Source organism: Naumannella huperziae (assembly GCF_054073625.1).
On sequence record NZ_JBSXPH010000001.1, the window covers coordinates 2,371,158 to 2,386,748 of the forward strand.

The 15,591-nt window shown below is 70.4% G+C and carries 16 protein-coding genes; 7 read left to right on the forward strand and 9 right to left on the reverse strand.

Annotated features, from left to right (window positions below; translation table 11 throughout):
• Positions 1 to 8: 8 nt before the first annotated feature.
• From ACXDC7_RS11195 to ACXDC7_RS11205, 3 genes are all read right to left on the reverse strand, one after another.
• The gene (locus ACXDC7_RS11195; RefSeq protein WP_459222190.1) at positions 9 to 1,058 is read right to left on the reverse strand and encodes a zinc-dependent alcohol dehydrogenase family protein; all 1,050 of its coding nucleotides are present in this window, start codon (positions 1,056 to 1,058) and stop codon (positions 9 to 11) included.
• Between the two features lie 30 nt (positions 1,059 to 1,088).
• Positions 1,089 to 1,817: an EcsC family protein gene (locus ACXDC7_RS11200; RefSeq protein ID WP_179446294.1), complete on the reverse strand. Its 729-nt coding sequence runs from the start codon at positions 1,815 to 1,817 to the stop codon at positions 1,089 to 1,091.
• A gap of 122 nt (positions 1,818 to 1,939) precedes the next feature.
• Positions 1,940 to 2,362, reverse strand: a complete 423-nt coding sequence (locus ACXDC7_RS11205; RefSeq protein ID WP_179446293.1) for a hypothetical protein — start codon at positions 2,360 to 2,362, stop codon at positions 1,940 to 1,942.
• Between the two features lie 123 nt (positions 2,363 to 2,485).
• Here ACXDC7_RS11205 and ACXDC7_RS11210 point away from each other — a divergent pair, with 123 nt between their 5' ends.
• Both ACXDC7_RS11210 and ppk2 read left to right on the forward strand, forming a co-directional pair.
• The gene (locus ACXDC7_RS11210; RefSeq protein WP_218843908.1) at positions 2,486 to 2,833 is read left to right on the forward strand and encodes a tetratricopeptide repeat protein; all 348 of its coding nucleotides are present in this window, start codon (positions 2,486 to 2,488) and stop codon (positions 2,831 to 2,833) included.
• A gap of 124 nt (positions 2,834 to 2,957) precedes the next feature.
• Positions 2,958 to 3,860 (forward strand): polyphosphate kinase 2, encoded by a 903-nt coding sequence (gene ppk2 / locus ACXDC7_RS11215; protein ID WP_179446681.1) that lies wholly within the window; start codon positions 2,958 to 2,960, stop codon positions 3,858 to 3,860.
• Positions 3,861 to 4,120: 260 nt separating this feature from the next.
• On the opposite strand, the gene ACXDC7_RS11220 is transcribed toward ppk2, so the two are convergent.
• The 3 genes from ACXDC7_RS11220 to ACXDC7_RS11230 form a co-directional block, all read right to left on the reverse strand.
• Positions 4,121 to 5,053, reverse strand: coding sequence for a type IV toxin-antitoxin system AbiEi family antitoxin domain-containing protein (locus tag ACXDC7_RS11220; RefSeq protein WP_218843907.1), 933 nt, complete (start codon positions 5,051 to 5,053; stop codon positions 4,121 to 4,123).
• Between the two features lie 190 nt (positions 5,054 to 5,243).
• Complete coding sequence (locus ACXDC7_RS11225; RefSeq protein WP_459222191.1) at positions 5,244 to 6,422, reverse strand: winged helix DNA-binding domain-containing protein; 1,179 nt, start codon at positions 6,420 to 6,422, stop codon at positions 5,244 to 5,246.
• Positions 6,423 to 6,431: 9 nt separating this feature from the next.
• Positions 6,432 to 7,727 carry a uracil-xanthine permease family protein gene (locus ACXDC7_RS11230; protein WP_459222192.1) on the reverse strand — a complete coding sequence of 432 codons (1,296 nt, stop codon included), beginning with the start codon at positions 7,725 to 7,727 and terminating at the stop codon, positions 6,432 to 6,434.
• Between the two features lie 124 nt (positions 7,728 to 7,851).
• Here ACXDC7_RS11230 and ACXDC7_RS11235 point away from each other — a divergent pair, with 124 nt between their 5' ends.
• On the forward strand, positions 7,852 to 8,928 hold the full coding sequence (locus ACXDC7_RS11235) for an alpha/beta hydrolase (RefSeq protein ID WP_459222193.1): 1,077 nt from the start codon (positions 7,852 to 7,854) through the stop codon (positions 8,926 to 8,928).
• On the opposite strand, the gene ACXDC7_RS11240 is transcribed toward ACXDC7_RS11235, so the two are convergent.
• From ACXDC7_RS11240 to ACXDC7_RS11250, 3 genes are all read right to left on the reverse strand, one after another.
• Positions 8,906 to 9,403 (reverse strand): DUF6069 family protein, encoded by a 498-nt coding sequence (locus ACXDC7_RS11240; RefSeq protein WP_179446289.1) that lies wholly within the window; start codon positions 9,401 to 9,403, stop codon positions 8,906 to 8,908. The genes ACXDC7_RS11235 and ACXDC7_RS11240 overlap by 23 nt on opposite strands.
• 107 nt (positions 9,404 to 9,510) lie before the next feature.
• A complete protein-coding gene (locus tag ACXDC7_RS11245; protein WP_459222194.1) occupies positions 9,511 to 10,434 on the reverse strand; it encodes an RNA polymerase sigma-70 factor in 924 nt (307 codons plus the stop codon).
• 45 nt (positions 10,435 to 10,479) lie between these two features.
• A complete protein-coding gene (locus tag ACXDC7_RS11250) occupies positions 10,480 to 10,749 on the reverse strand; it encodes a DUF2277 domain-containing protein (protein ID WP_179446287.1) in 270 nt (89 codons plus the stop codon).
• 86 nt (positions 10,750 to 10,835) lie between these two features.
• Between ACXDC7_RS11250 and ACXDC7_RS11255 the strand changes: the two genes are divergently transcribed.
• From ACXDC7_RS11255 to ACXDC7_RS11270, 4 genes are all read left to right on the forward strand, one after another.
• Positions 10,836 to 13,133 carry a carbon starvation CstA family protein gene (locus ACXDC7_RS11255; RefSeq protein WP_459222195.1) on the forward strand — a complete coding sequence of 766 codons (2,298 nt, stop codon included), beginning with the start codon at positions 10,836 to 10,838 and terminating at the stop codon, positions 13,131 to 13,133.
• On the forward strand, positions 13,130 to 13,324 hold the full coding sequence (locus ACXDC7_RS11260) for a YbdD/YjiX family protein (protein WP_179446285.1): 195 nt from the start codon (positions 13,130 to 13,132) through the stop codon (positions 13,322 to 13,324). The genes ACXDC7_RS11255 and ACXDC7_RS11260 overlap by 4 nt, the downstream gene beginning before the upstream one ends.
• Before the next feature lie 70 nt (positions 13,325 to 13,394).
• Positions 13,395 to 14,171, forward strand: coding sequence for a FadR/GntR family transcriptional regulator (locus tag ACXDC7_RS11265; protein ID WP_459222196.1), 777 nt, complete (start codon positions 13,395 to 13,397; stop codon positions 14,169 to 14,171).
• Between the two features lie 15 nt (positions 14,172 to 14,186).
• Positions 14,187 to 15,563: a glutamine synthetase family protein gene (locus ACXDC7_RS11270; protein ID WP_459222197.1), complete on the forward strand. Its 1,377-nt coding sequence runs from the start codon at positions 14,187 to 14,189 to the stop codon at positions 15,561 to 15,563.
• The last annotated feature ends 28 nt before the right edge of the window (positions 15,564 to 15,591 follow it).

The following is a 15,591-nucleotide window of genomic DNA, read 5'->3' on the forward strand; positions in this document are numbered from 1 at the left end:
TAGACCCATCAGGCCGGTACGCGCAGCAAACTCTTGATCGCGCGTCGCTCGTCCATCGCCCGGTACGCCTCGCCCACCTCGGCGAGCGGCAGCTCGAGGTCGAACACGCGCCCGGGCTCGATCTCGCCGTCGAGCACCAGGTCGAGCAGCCGCGGCAGGTACTCCCGCGCGGGGGCGATCCCGCCGGCGACCGTCAGGTTGCGCCCGAAGATCGTTTCTGCGGGCAGCTCGACCTCGTGCGGGACACCGACGAAGCCGATCACGCCGCCCGGCCGCACAATCCCGAATGCGGTCTGCATGGACTGTGCCGAACCGACACACTCCAGCACCGAGTCCGGGCCGAGTCCGCCCGTCAGCTCGGCGATGGCCGCCTCTCCGTCCGCGCCGCGCTCGGCGACGATGTCGGTCGCGCCGAAGGCCCGGGCCAGGCGCTGCCGCGGCTCGTGTCGCGACATCGCGATCACCCGGTGCGCGCCCATCCGCGACGCCGCCAGCACCGCGCACAGCCCGACGGCACCGTCCCCGATCACCACCGCCGTGGCGCCCGGACCCACGCGGGCGGAGACCGCGGCGTGCCAGCCGGTCGCCATCACGTCGGTCAGCGCCAGCAGCGAGGGCAGGTGGCTCTCGTCGTGCTCGACGACCTTGATCAACGTCCCGTCGGCCAGCGGTACCCGGACCGCCTCGCCCTGCCCGCCGTCGACGGGCAGTCCCTCACGATCGGGCGCGCCGTAGTTGCCGCCGTTGCGGCAGGACGGCTGTACGCCGTAGCGGCACTCCGGGCAGGTGTTGTCCGACCACCTGAACGGGGCGACCACGAAGTCGCCCGGGTGCAGCGTGCGCACCTGCTCACCCACGGCCTCGACCACGCCGACGAACTCGTGCCCGATCGGGCGCGCGTCCGGGACCGGAGTCACTCCCCGGTAGCGCCACAGGTCCGACCCGCACACCGCGGCCGCGGTGACCCTGACCACGGCGTCGGTCGGGCGTCGGATCGTCGGATCCGGACGCTCCTCCAGCGTGATCGTGCCGCCGGGATGCATCATGGTCGCTTTCATGATCAGCGAGCCTAGCCCGGGTGCCGCCGGTCAGTGCACCGCCGGGAACTCCTTGCGGGCGAACGACGCGATCCGCTGCATCATGAAGGTGTCGACGCCCGCGCCGATCGCCCCACCCACCGCGGGCAAGGCCTTGCCGAGCCGGCTCAGGCCGCTCCTGGCCAGCGAGGCCGCGAGGCGGAAGCCGATCGCCTTGTTGATCACCATCATCGCGGAGCGGGGCAACCGGCTCAGGGCCAACCCGGCGAGCCTGCCGCCCGGCACCACCACGCCGGCCTTGGTCAGGATCTCGTCGGCATTCGAGCCGGTCAGGGCGAGCAGGACGGCCGTGCGTACCTGCGGGTCCGCGATGTCGTAGCCGCGGATCTTGGCGATCGCCGCGATCATCCGGGTGGCCAGCAAGTGGAACTCCACGACATTCACCGGCAGCGCGACGGGCATCGTCACGAAGCCGCCGAGGCCGGTGACGAATCCGCCCGCCGCGCCCTTGGCCAGGGTCTGGCGTACCACCTTGCCGATTGCGGCCTCCTCGCTCGACGAGCTCGCCAGCGCCCGGTCGGCGACGGTCGCTGCCGACGCGAACGGCCCGCGCCCATCGATCCCGATCTCGAGCAGGGCCCGGACCAGCGAGTCCGCACGGCCCTCCAGGCCCTCGTTCTTGGTCTGCTCGACCACCTGCCGGGCCTGTTCCAACACGCCGGCCTCGTCATCGTTGCGGGACTGCCAGGGAAGGCGCACGATTCCTCCAAATGTCGACATCGAGATTGTGTCGGCACTCTAGCCCCTCCGCCGGATCGCGTCCCGGCCCGGAACGACTCGTGGACGCGACCCGCCCCAGAACGCGAGCCGCCTCAGAACGACTCGCCTCAGAACGACTCGCCTCAGAACGACTCGACCGCGTACACCCCGCCGTTGGTCGCCGCGGCATTGCGAGCCAGGTGCTGCAGATCGGTCAGGTAGTCGACCAGCTCGGCCGGGTCGGCGCTGCCGTCGAAGGCATCGGTCGCGCTCCACGGTCCGGCGAGATCGGTGAACTCCTGGGCGTCCCGGTCGGCGATCTGGGCGACCAGCCCCGAGCCCAGGGCGACGACGCTCTGGGTGGCATCGGTCGCAACATCGTCGCGGACGGTGTACTCGTCGCCGTCGAGCTGGTCGAGCTGCTTGCCGGTGACCAGTTCGATCAACGCGGTGAACCGGTCGTCGTCGGGAGCGATGTCGCTGGTCAGCACCTCATCGCCGGTCGGCGGGTTCTTGAGCGCCTGCACGGCCTGATCGTCATCTGCTGCGGTGTAGTAGGTCGTCATGGGCCCATGCTGGGCCATCGAGCCGGCCGGCGGAAGGGGGTTCGGAATATCCGGCGTCAACGAACGGTTGAGCGGGTGTCCGGGCAGCGCACCCCGCGCGCCGCCGAGCCGAAGGAGGCAACCGTGGACACCCGTTGGATCAACTACCGTCGCGCCGTGGAGGCCTTCGAGGCCAAGGACTACCGCAGCGCCATCCCGGTCCTGCAGGGGCTGTTGGCCGACCGGCCCGAGGCCGTCGAGGTGCGGATGCTGCTGGCCCGCTCCTACTACCACTCGGCATCGCTGGAGCCCGCCGCGGAGCAACTGCGCGTCGTGCTCGACCAGCAGCCGACCGAGGCGTACGCCCACCTGCTGTTGGCCCGGACCCTCGAACGCCAGTCGCGTGCGGAGGAAGCCCGGCCGCACCGCAAGCTCGCCGCCGTCCTGACCGGCGACGACACGCTGGCCGCGACGCACGAGGTCGGCCGCTGAGCCGTTCACCGTCTCGTCAACCGCGAGACACCAAGGGGGCGCGGGATCTGCGTACCCTGAACCGGTGAGCGAGACCAGCACGACCCAGTCCGAGACGCCCCCGGCGAATTCTGCCGGGGGCGTCGTGTCGCAGGTCGGCGAGCGGTGGCCGATCGACCTGGCCCGGCTCGAGGGCTATCGGGTGGTCGATGTGGACGACGACGACCCCATCCTGCTCGACGCCTCCGGGCGGCCGGTCGAGACCTGGCGAGAGGGCTACCCCTACACCGACAAGCTCGACCGCGATCGCTACGACCTGGAGAAGCGGCTGCTGCAGATCGAGCTGCTGAAATTGCAGAAGTGGATCCAGAAGACCGGACGCCGGCTGGTGATCATCTTCGAGGGTCGCGACGCCGCCGGCAAGGGCGGAACGATCAAGCGGTTCACCGAGCACCTGAATCCCCGTGGCGCCCGGGTGGTCGCACTGGAGAAGCCGACCGACCGCGAGCAGACGCAGTGGTACTTCCAGCGGTATGTGGCGCATCTGCCCTCGGCCGGCGAGATCGTGATGTTCGACCGGTCCTGGTACAACCGGGCGGGAGTCGAGCGGGTGATGGGCTTCAGCACCGACGACGAGTACCGGCTGTTCATGGACGACGCGCCGGCCTTCGAGCGGCTGTTGACTCGCGACGGCATCGACCTGGTGAAGTTCTGGTTCTCGGTCTCCCAGGCCGAACAGCGCACCCGGTTCGCGATCCGCCAGGTGGACCCGGTACGCCAGTGGAAGCTCTCCCCCACCGATCTCGCCTCGCTGGACAAGTGGGACGCCTACACCGCGGCCAAGGAGAACATGTTCGCCCTGACCGACAAGCCGGATGCGCCGTGGACCGTGGTGAAGTCCAACGACAAGAAGCGCGCCCGGCTGGAGGCGATGCGGCACGTGCTGTCGCGCTATGACTACGAGAACAAGGACCGCGAGATCGTCGGCACCCCCGACCGCAAGATCGTCGGCCCCGCCGCCGAGATCTTCCGCGACGCCGAGGACTGAGCCTCGGCGGCACGCCGCTCCCGGGCTTGCCCACCCCTTGGGCTTGCCCGGACCCCTTGGGCTTGCCCGGACCCCGGCCTTGCCCGAAACCCCGGCCTTGCCCGACCCCCGGGGCGTACCCCTCTCTCCCCCGCTCACCCAACACGTGCTCGGTCACCCAACACCTATAGCTGTTGGGTGACGGGACAAGTGTTGGGTGAGCGGTTGGGTGACGGGCAAGTGTTGGGCGAGCGGGAACAAGTGTTGGGCAAGCGGGTGTCTCAGCTCGCGAGGTCGCCGCGGAGTCGCCGGCGCAGGCGCTCGATGAGGGGCCACCGCTCGTCCAGATCGGTGGTGATCCAGCGCGTCATGCCATAACCCAGATCGCGGACCGCGTCCTCGCGTACCTTCTCGCGGATCACCACCGCCGACACATCCTCGCCCGGCCGGCGAAGCCGCCCGTACTTGATCATCCCGTCGAACTCGCCGGTGTGGCGCCACTGCGGCCAGTAGAAGTCGACGATCGCCACCGTCGCGGATCCGTCGGTGATCTTGTGTTGCAGGACCGGTGCCGGCAGTCCGGCATCGTGGAAGATCAACCTGCTGACCGACTCCCCCGGCGACTCGCTCCGCCCGTCGAGCAGGCCACAGATGCGGCGTGCACCGACGATCCCGCGCCATCCCGCAGCCCGGTCGAGGGCCGCGTCGAGCTCGTCCCCGCTCAGACCTCGGGCGAGCGCGGCATCGCCTGCGGCCACGGCCAGCGCACCGGGGTAGCGCCGAGCAAGATCGACGACGGTACGCGCCAGCGAGGTGACGCGCATCCCGGCGACGGTGATCACCTCGTCCTCGCGCAGCACGGAGGCGTGCATGACCTGGCCGGGGCGGATGCGCCCGCCGTGCTCGCGGTGCTTGGTCAGGTGCACCCGCCACAGGTCTCCGCGCCAGACGGGCAGACCGTGCAGCACCGCCGCCGAGATGTGACTGGCGCAGGCGTCGTTGCCCACGTGTGCCAGCGCCGCCCGCACGGCCAGTCGATGTTGCGCCTCGGGCGAGGCCGCGGGCTCCGGGTAGGCATAGGCACCGCGCCGCACGCGGATCAGCTCGCCGCGGCGTACCAATGCGGCGATTCCGTCGGCCGAGTGTCCGCGCGCGGCGAGGTCTCCCGGGGACAAGATCAGACCCGCCTCCGCCCGCGGCATCTGCTCGCCCATGCCCAGAGTCTTGATCAGCACGCGGGCCACTCGCCAGCCCCCCTGTGGACAACCGGGTCTGCCCGAGCCCGGGCCGCCCGGCGCAATCCCTCCCCGACCCCCGCCGACGCACCACTTCCTCGGTCACCCAACACCTATGGCTGTTGGGTGACCGAGCAAGTGGTGGGTGAGCGCTCCGATCGGGCCCGGCTCAGTCGGTGAGGAGTGTCTTGTGCAGCGGGCTCGGGAAGCGGACCCGGAAGCGGGTCTCCCCGATCCACCCGGCGACTTCCTCGGCGCGGGTGGTGATCTCGTGGCGACGCCTGGCCGGCACCTCCTCGAACCAGTGGATCCGGATCTCCCCGTCGGCGCGCTGCGCCCAGGTTCCGACCACCCGGCCGTCGGCCCAGACGGTCGGCGAGGCATTGCCGGCGCGGTCGAAGGCGTCCCGGGCCGCCGTTTCCGGGAGGTACCACCGCCGGTGCTTCCATCCCATCGTCGTCGGGTCCAGCGTCGGCAACAGGGCGACCCACGGCCCCGGGTCGGCGAAATCATGATCATCGGGCGCCAGCCAGCCGGGCCCCTCGGACAGTTCCACCGGCTCGGCCCCCGCCGCGGCCAGCGCGTCCCCGGTCAGCGTCTTGGTCCAGCCCATCCACCACTGCAGATCCTCGGCCGTCGCCGGACCGAATCGCCGCAGCCAGGCGCCGGCCAGCTCGGCCGCGCTCTCGGCGAGTGGCGGGCCGGCGAGCCCGCGGCCGAGCCAGTCGGCCGTCGGCAGCCAGGCGAATTCCGAGGTGTGCCAGCCCCCGACCGGGGTGGTTCGGGTCACCACAGCCTCGAAGCCGAGCAGGGTGAGCAGGCGGGTGTGCGCGGACTGGGCGACCTCCCATTTCGTGCCGGACCCGGCCCGGAGCCCGGTGTTCAGCCGCGGCAGGCGCTTGCCGATGGCCCGGGAGTTCAGCGGACCCTCGGCGCGCAGCAGCGCGAGCACCTCGGCGGTGGCGTCGGCGATCCAGCGCTCGGGGGCATCGATCCCGCTGTCGGTGAGCATGCGGACCAGCAGCCGGCGTTCGTTGGCGGCGATCTTGCGGGTGGCGGCCTCGTGCATCAGCGCCATCGTGGGGACGCCCGCCACCCAGAGGGTGCGTCGCATCGCGTGGTGGCGGACCAGGGTCTTGTCGGCCAATCGCTGTTCGACCGCCGACGGCTCCGGCGTCGCCATCCGGGCCCAGGCCGACAGATGCACGGTCGGCGGGTCGGTGGCGTGGAGCGCGAGCACGGCGTCGGCGATCGCGCCCGCGTCGTCGCACCGCGCCGCCGGGGCCAGCAGGTGACGAGCGCCGAGCCGGGCGCGCCGCTGCGCATCAGTGATCCGGCGTACGCTCATCCCCGCCGCCTATGCCGCCGGGCCGGCATCGCGGTCGGTACCGCGCAGGCGGGCGATCCCGCTCATCAGGTGGTAGACGACGATCGCCGCGACCGATCCCAGTGCGATCCCCTTGAAGCTCAGCGCGCCGGCGCTGAAGGTGAAGTCGGCGATGGCGATGATCAGCGCCACCGCGGCCGTCAACTGGTTCGCGGGCCGGGAGAAGTCGACCCGGTTGTCGATCCAGATCCTGATTCCGATCACCCCGATCAGCCCGTAGAGCACGGTCGTCACGCCCCCGATCACCCCGGGCGGAATGGTGTTGATCAACGCGCCGACCTTCGGCGACAGGCCGAGCGCGACGGCGACGACCGCGGCCACCCAGTACGCGGCGGTCGAGTAGACCCGGGTCGCCGCCATCACCCCGATGTTCTCGCCGTAGGTGGTGGTGCCGGAACCGCCGGCCGAGCCCGAGAGCGTCGTCGCCAGCCCGTCGGCGAACAGCGCGCGCCCGGTCAACGGTCCGAGATCGCGGCCCGTCAGTTGGCTGACCGCCCGCACGTGGCCCACATTCTCGGCCACCAGGACCAGCACCACGGGCAGGAAGATCGGCAACACGGCCGGATCCAGCGTCGGCGTCGAGAACTGCGGCAGCCCCATCCAGGCGGCCGCAGCCACGGTGGCGAAGTCGACCTCGCCGCGTACCACCGCGACCAGATAGCCCACGACCACGCCGAGCACGATCGCCATCCGCCCCAGCAGGCCCCGGAACACGACCGTGGACAAGATCACCACCGCCAGCGTGATCACCGCCGTCACCGGCTGCTGGACGAAGTTGTCCCGGGCGGCCGGGGCCAGGTTGAAGCCGATCAGGGCGACGATCGCGCCGGCCACGACGGGCGGCATCAGGGCATCGATCCACCGCGTACCGGCGACGTGCACGATCGCGCCGACGATCATCAACAAGACGCCGATCGCGACGATCCCACCGAGCGCGCCGCCCGGCGATGCGGCGGCAGTCACCGGGGCGATGAACGCGAACGACGACCCCAGGTAGCTCGGCAGCCGGTTGCCGGTGATCAACAAGAACAGGATCGTCCCGATCCCGGAGAACAGGATGGTCGTGCTGGGCGGGAACCCGGTCAGCACCGGCACCAGGAAGGTCGCGCCGAACATGGCGAGCACATGTTGGACGCCGAGTCCGACGGTCCGCGGCCAGGACAACCGCTCGTCCGGCGCGACGATCGCTCCCGGCCGGTCCGGTACGCGTCGCCAACGGAAGCTGCGGGTGGGGCCTGCGGTCTGGCTCGGGTCCGGATCGATCACGGCGACAATCTAGGGCCCCGCCGCGACCGCGCGCGCCCGGCGAACGACAACCGGACCCCCCTTGCCCGATGCGACCGGGGTTCGGCAGGGTGAGAGCAATCGAATCACTTCGAAAGGACTCGCCATGGACCGCATGCCCCCCACGGTCATTGACGACATCGACGGCCCGCGACGGCCCGGCCGCAGGTTGCTGGCCGCCGTCGCGGTCGGCGCACTCGCCTGGTTCGCGCCGATGACTCCCGCCCGGGCCGAGCCGCTGCCGCCCGCCGAGGACGCCAAGGGGATCACCGTGCAGCGGGTGGAGCGGGTGGAGAACCTGGAGCGCTCCTATGACTACCGGATCTCCTCGGACAAGGTCACCGACGACGTCCAGACGACCTACGGCCTGTCCCTGCGCGTGACGCTGCCCGAGGATTACTTCTCCTCCGACCGGGACTACCCCGTGCTGTACATCTACAACGGCAATCCCGGCAACTACCGCGAGTGGACCGAGAAGGCCGGCCTCGAGGACGCGACCGACGGCACCGAGGTGATCTATGTGTCGGTCGAGGGCGGCGAGACGAGCTGGTACACCGACTGGAAGGGGTCCAACGGCTCCGGGCGGAAGAACGACTGGCGGACCTTCCACAACGAGCAGGTGGTGCCCTTCATCGACGCCAATCTGCGCACCATCGCCGATCGCGACCACCGCGGCGTGGCCGGCTTCTCGATGGGTGGCTTCGGCGCGATCCGGTACGCCCAGCAGTATCCCGAGCTCTATTCCTACGCGGCGTCGTTCTCCGGGGGTCTCGACCTGGAGGACCAGGTGATCCGCGGCGCGGTCATCGGCAGCCTGACCGTGCAGGGCTGGAACCCGTACGGTCCGTTCGGCCCGGTCGTCTGGCCGAAGGACGGGGGCTGGAAGGAACAGAACCCGGTGCGGCATGCGGGCGACCTCGCCGACACCACGGTCAGCCTGTACGCCGGCTCCGGCGCCAATGACGCAGACATCTTCGAGCGCGGGGCCGGCTGGTCGACCCGCACCTTCGCCAGGTCGCTGGCCGCCGCCGGCGTGGAGCACCGGTTCGACATGTACGGCCGCAACGTGACCTATCAGGGCCGGCGCTGCAACGGCGGACACAACTGGGACTGCGCGGGTCTTGCCTTCGTCAAGGAGCGCGAGCGGATGTTGGACGCGCTCACCGACGGCTCCGGAGGCTGATCGGACCGCCCGCGGCCGATGTCGCGGCGGCGACGGTTCGGACTCCGATCAGGACGAAGGCAGCGCCGGCGATCGTGTGCAGGGCGAGGAGCGTCGTCGCGGTGCGCGGATCGTGGGCGCCCAGCAGCGGAAGGGGAATGCTGAGGGCGGCGAGCACGCCGCCGAGGACGATGACGCCGCTCGCCGCACGTCGGGATCGTTGCGCCGCCAGCCACACGACCAGGGACCCGGCGAGCACCGGGACGGCGGTCTTCCACGCGACATCGACACCCGTGACAAGATGATTCGCCGGCCCGATCCCGGGGTCCACCAACAAGGTGGCCCCAACAGCGCGGGCGACGCCGAAGCAGGCGAGATTGAGCGTCGTCGCGATCAGCGAGACGGTGGCGGCGGTGCGGGCAAACCGCCCGAAGCTCGGGGCGGCGCGACGGTTGCCCGCAGGGGCGGGGGCGGTTGCCGACGGTGTGGTGATCATGGCGTCGTCCTCAGGGTGTTGCGGCGGAAAAGGTGACGCCTCTCAGACAGAACCGGGCCGCCCGCTGTGACAGTGCCGCGGGAACCTCTGCACAGCCGCTCTCGCGATCAGCGCGCCGTGCGGCGCGCCCGCTGGAAGTCGGCCCGGATCGCCCAGGCGTCGCCGACTCGTCCGAGATGGCCGAGCTTGTCGGGATTGCTCACCGCAAGAATGGTCGAGATCTGATCGCCTGCGACGTCGAGCACGAGGGCGTACACGACCCGGCCGCCGGAATCGCGCGCGATGGCGCCGGGCTGTCCGTTGATCGGGTGCCGTTCGTGGCTGATCCCGATCTGCGCGAGCACCGGGCCGACCGATCCCAGCACGCGTGCCACCTGTTCCGCACCGGTGACGGGCCGGACCAGGGCCGGGGCGTTGCCACCGCTGTCGCCGGCTATCCGGACATCCCGGGCAAGCAGCGCCCGGAGGGCGTCCACGTCGCCATCGGTGAAGGCCGCGAAGAAGCGCGCGGCAAGTTCGTCCCGGTCACGACCGTCCGCCTCGAAGCGGGGGCCTCCCGACTCCATGTGGCGACGAGCGCGAACCGCCAGTTGACGGCAGGCTGCTTCGGAACGTTCCAGCGTCACGGCGATGTCGGAGAAAGCGAAGTCGAAGACCTCGCGCAGCACGAACACGGCCCGCTCCGGCGGGCTCAGGTGCTCCAGGAGCCGAAGCGCGGCCATCGACACCGAGTCCGCCAACTCTGCCGAGCGCTGCGGGTCGGCGTACGGATCGTCGAGCAGTGGTTCGGGCAACCACTCTCCGACGTACTCCTCGCGCCGGACCCGCGCGGATCCGAGCACATTGATCGAGACCCGGGTGACCGCTGTGCACAGGTACGCCTTCGGCGACCTCGGCACGGTGCCGACCGCCGCATAGCGCAACCAGGTCTCCTGGACGGCGTCCTCGGCCTCGGCCACACTGCCCAGAATCCGGTAGGCGATCGAGAACAACAGGGGTCGCAGCGCTTCGAACTCCTCCGCTCGATGCATCTGCGTCTCCCCCGTCGGATTGGTCAGGACTCCCGACGAATCCGGTCAGCCAGCGTAGCGAGCAGCCGAACGCGCCCTGGCCTTGGCCGCCTCGACCTCGCGGTTCTTCGGCGGGGCGGAGGTGACCAGGGCATCCAGCAGGTGCCGGGTGCTGTGCGCGACCTCGGCGACGGCTCGGTCGAATGCCGCCTGGTTGGCCTGGCTGGGCTTGGTCGTCCCGGCGATCTTGCGAACGTACTGCAGCGCGGCGGCGTGGACCTCGTCGTTGGTCGCCTCGGGTTCGAAATTGTGCAGGGTGCGGATATTGCGACACATGCGGGCAGCTTAGGCCTGACACGTGCGCCGGCGACCTGCTCGCCCTAAGCTCAACCCTGTCAGTTCGAGGGCTTGGAGGCCGCGACATGAGCATCGACGCTCCGCAGGGCAACGCGATCCGCACCGATCCCGACCTGCCCCCCGTGGCGGTCCAGGAGCCGCCGGGGACCAGCCTGCGGGCCAAGATCGTGATCGGCATCATCGCGCTGCTGGCCGCGATCGGCTGGGTGATGATCGCGGTCGTCCGGGGCGAGCAGGTGAACGGACTGTGGTTCGTGTTCGCCGCCGTCGGCAGCTACATCATCGGCTTTCGCTTCTACTCCAAGCTGATCGACCGCAAGATCGTCCAGCCCGACGACACCCGGGCCACCCCGGCCGAGATCCTGAACAACGGCAAGGACTTCCTGCCGACCGATCGGCGGGTGCTGTTCGGGCACCACTTCGCCGCGATCTCCGGTGCCGGACCGCTGGTCGGCCCGGTGCTCGCCGCGCAGATGGGCTACCTGCCCGGCACCATCTGGATCATCGTCGGGGTCATCTTCGCCGGCGCGGTCCAGGACTTCTTGGTGTTGCACCTGTCCCTGCGCCGCCGCGGTCGAAGCCTCGGGCAGATGGCCCGCGACGAGCTCGGCCCGATCGGCGGTTGGGCGGCGATGATCGGCGTGCTGACGATCATGATCATCCTGATCGCGGTGCTCGCCGTGGTGGTGATCGGCGCACTGGCCGAGAGCCCGTGGGGTGTCTTCTCCGTGTCGATGACCATCCCGATCGCCATCCTGATGGGGATCTACCTGCGATTCATCCGCCCCGGTCGGGTCTCCGAGACCTCGGCGATCGGCGTGGTGCTGCTGCTGTTCGCGATCATCGCCGGCGGGTGGGTGGCCAACTCCTCCTGGGCGGAGTTCTTCACCCTCGAGCCCGCGACCCTGGCGCTGTGGCTTGCCGCGTACGGATTCCTTGCCTCCGTGCTGCCGGTCTGGCTCCTGCTCGCTCCCCGCGACTATCTGTCGACCTTCATGAAGGTCGGCACGATCATCCTGCTGGCCCTGGCCATCGTGATCGCGCAGCCGGTGATCCAGATGCCGGCGGTCACCTCCTTCGCCTTCACCGGGACCGGCCCGGCCTTCGCCGGCGCGCTGTTCCCCTTCTTGTTCATCACCATCGCCTGCGGCGCCCTGTCCGGCTTCCACGCGCTGATCTCCTCGGGGACCACGCCCAAACTGATCGAGAAGGAGAAGCAGGCCCGCCTGATCGGTTACGGCGGCATGCTGACCGAGTCGTTCGTCGCGATCATGGCGCTGGTCGCGGCGGTGGCGATCGATCAGCACCTGTACTTCGTGATGAACGCCCCCAAGGGCGTCACCGGCGGCGAGCCGGGAACCGCAGCCGCCTGGGTGAACAGCCTCGGCCTGCTCTCCCCCGGCGGCCAGCCGCTGCCGCCCTACCCGGCCGAGCAGATCGCCGCCGCCGCGCAATCGGTCGGCGAGGAGTCGATCGTCTCGCGGACCGGCGGCGCGCCCACGCTCGCCTTCGGGATGTCGCACATCCTCGCCCAGATCCCGTTCCTGCCCGCGGCCCAGGCGTTCTGGTACCACTTCGCGATCATGTTCGAGGCGCTGTTCATCCTGACCACCATCGATGCCGGTACGCGGGTCGCCCGCTTCATGCTGACCGACACCTTGGGCAACTTCCCCGGGATGAGCCGCTTCAAGGACCCCTCCTGGCGCGTCGGCGCCTGGCTCTGTTCGGCGATCGTGGTGGCAGCCTGGGGGGCGATCTTGCTGATGGGCGTCACCGACCCGCTCGGCGGGATCAACATGTTGTTCCCGCTGTTCGGCATCGCCAACCAGCTCCTTGCCGCGATCGCGCTGGCGGTCGTGTTCACCGTCGTGGTCAAACGCGGGCTCTACAAGTGGGCCTGGATCCCCGGGCTGCCGCTGGCCTGGGACCTCGCGGTCACCCTCACCGCCAGCTACCAGAAGGTCTTCTCCGCGAACCCGAAGATCGGCTACTGGGCGCTGAATGCCGCGGCCCGGGAGGCGCGCGCGTCCGGCGCGGACAGCTTCCAGACGGCGACCACACCCGCCCAGATCGACGCGGTGATCAGGAACACCACGGTCCAGGGCACCCTGTCGGTGATCTATGCGTTGCTCGTGATCATCGTCGTCATCGCCGCCCTGTGGGCGTGCGCGAAGGCCGTTCGCGGGTCATCCGGGCCGCCGACGGAGGACGCGGTGGTGCCGACCCGCATCTTCGCCCCGGCGGGATTCATCCCGACCGCCACGGAGCGGGCCGTGCTGGCCGAGTGGCAACAGGCCGGCCTGGACCCGTCGCCGGACCGGCCGCGGCCGGTCACCGCACCCGCCGACGGTGAGCGACGATGACCGCGGTGCTGGAGCGGGCCTGGCGGGTGGCCAGTTGGTACGTCGGCTCGATCATGGGCGATCGGGCGTACCGGCGCTATGTCGAACACCTGCGCGCCACCCACCCGGACGCGTCGGTGCCGACCGAGCGGGAGTTCTGGCGTACCAGACACGCCGAGGCCGACGCGCGCCCCGGCATGCGCTGCTGCTGAGCAGAAAGTTCAAAAGGTCTGACTCCAGACCATTGACAGGGACCGGCGGTGCCCCGACAGACTGGGGACCATGACACAACGGGCCGCCACGACCGCCGTCGGGCAGATCCCCGCGGTCGTGCTGCGTCCCGTACGGGCCCATCACGCGTTCGAGGCCTGTGTCGAGCAACTGGCCACGGCCATCCGGCTCGGCGCCTGGGCGCGGGGCGAACTGCTGCCGCCCGAGCGCGAGCTGGCCGCCCGGCTGCAGGTCTCCCGTGCCACCCTGCGGGAGGCGATCGCGGCGCTGCGGGCGGCAGGCATGGTCCGCACCCGACGGGGGCGCGGCGGCGGGACCGAGGTCACGTCGAGCCCGACCGTGCCCAACGACGACCCGGACCAAGCCGGCGCCATCCTGGGTGCCGGCCCGCTGCCCGGCCAGCCGCCGCGTACCGAGCAGCTCCTCGACACCCTGGTCTATCGTCGGATCGTCGAGCCGGGCGCCTGCGAGTACGCCGCGAGCCTCACGCTCGCCCCGGCACAACGCGAACTGCTCGCCGCCAGCCTCGCCGAGGTCGAGGACGCCGGGGATCCCGCCGAGCACCGGCAGGCCGACGCCCGCCTGCACCTCGCGCTGGCCGGCGTCACCGGCTCGGCCGCGATCACCTCTGCGGTGACGCATGTCCAGGCCGACCTGCACACGATGCTCTGCGCCATCCCGTCGCTGCCGGTCAACATCGATCACTCCACCGACCAGCACCGCAGCATCGTGCGGGCCGTGCTGGCCGGCAACCCCGCCCGGGCGCGCCGCGCCATGGAACGCCACTGCGACGACACTGCCGCGCTGCTGCGCGGCTTCCTCGGCTGAGAGAGAAGGCACGCCATGACCGCGACCGAACCCGCCCGGACCAATCCCCGCATGCTCGACCTCGCCGCCCTACGGTCCGCCGTGGACGAGGGCACCATCGACACGGTCGTCGTCGCCTTCACCGACATGCAGGGCCGGCTGCAGGGCAAGCGGCTGCATGCGGCGTACTTCCTCGACTTCGCCCTCGAACACGGCACGGAGGGCTGCAACTACCTGCTTGCCGTCGATGTCGAGATGAACACCGTCGACGGGTACGCCATTTCGTCCTGGGAGCGGGGCTACGGCGATCTCGCCTTCGAACTCGACCTGAGCACCTTGCGCCGGCTGCCGCACGAGCCGGCCTCGGCGATGGTGCAGTGCGACCTGACCTGGCTGGACGGGCGGCCCGTGGAGCAGTCGCCGCGCCGGATCCTGCGCCGCCAGCTCGACCGGGCCGCCGCCCTCGGCTACACCGCGCTCGCCGGCACCGAGCTGGAGTTCGTGATCTTCCGGGACAGCTACGAGGAGGCGCAGCGGCGCGACTACCGCGAGCTGACGCCGGCCAACCTCTACAACATCGACTACTCCCTGCTCGGCACGGCGCGGGTGGAACCGCTGTTGCGCGCGATCCGCAATGCCACCTATGCGGCCGGGATGAACGTGGAGAGCGCCAAGGGCGAGTGCAATCTCGGCCAGCACGAGATCGGCTTCCTCTACGACGAGGCGATGGTCACCGCCGACAACCACAGCGTCTACAAGACGATGGCCAAGGAGATCGCCGCCCAGCACGGCCAGTCGATCACCTTCATGGCCAAGCCGAACGAGCGCGAGGGCAATTCCTGCCACATCCACCTGTCGCTGCGCGGGAAGGACGGCGAGCTGGTCTTCGACACCGGCGACGGCCCGACCCCGATCTATCGCAGCTTCATCGCCGGGATGCTCGCCACGATGCGCGACCACACCCTGCTGTATGCGCCGAACATCAACTCCTACAAGCGTTTCGCCGATGCCTCCTTCGCGCCGACGGCCATCGCCTGGGGCGAGGACAATCGCACCTGTGCGATCCGGACGGTCGGCCACCGCGGCTCGGCCCGGCTGGAGAACCGCGTACCCGGCGGCGACGTGAATCCCTACCTCGCGCTCGCCGCGATGCTGGCGAGCGGCCTCGACGGGATCGAGCAACAGCTCGAACTCGAGCCCGCCCTGGCGGGCAATGCCTATGCCGCGGGCCGCGAACGGGTGCCGGGCACCCTCGCCGAGGCCCGCGACGCCTTCGCCGGGTCCGCCGCGGCCCGGGCGGCATTCGGCGACGCGGTCGTCGACCACTACGTGAACATGGCCGATGTCGAGCTGGCGGCCTTCGGCGCCGCCGTCACCGACTGGGAGCTGCGCCGCGGCTTCGAACGCCTGTGACCGTCCGACCAACCCATTCGATGAGGAG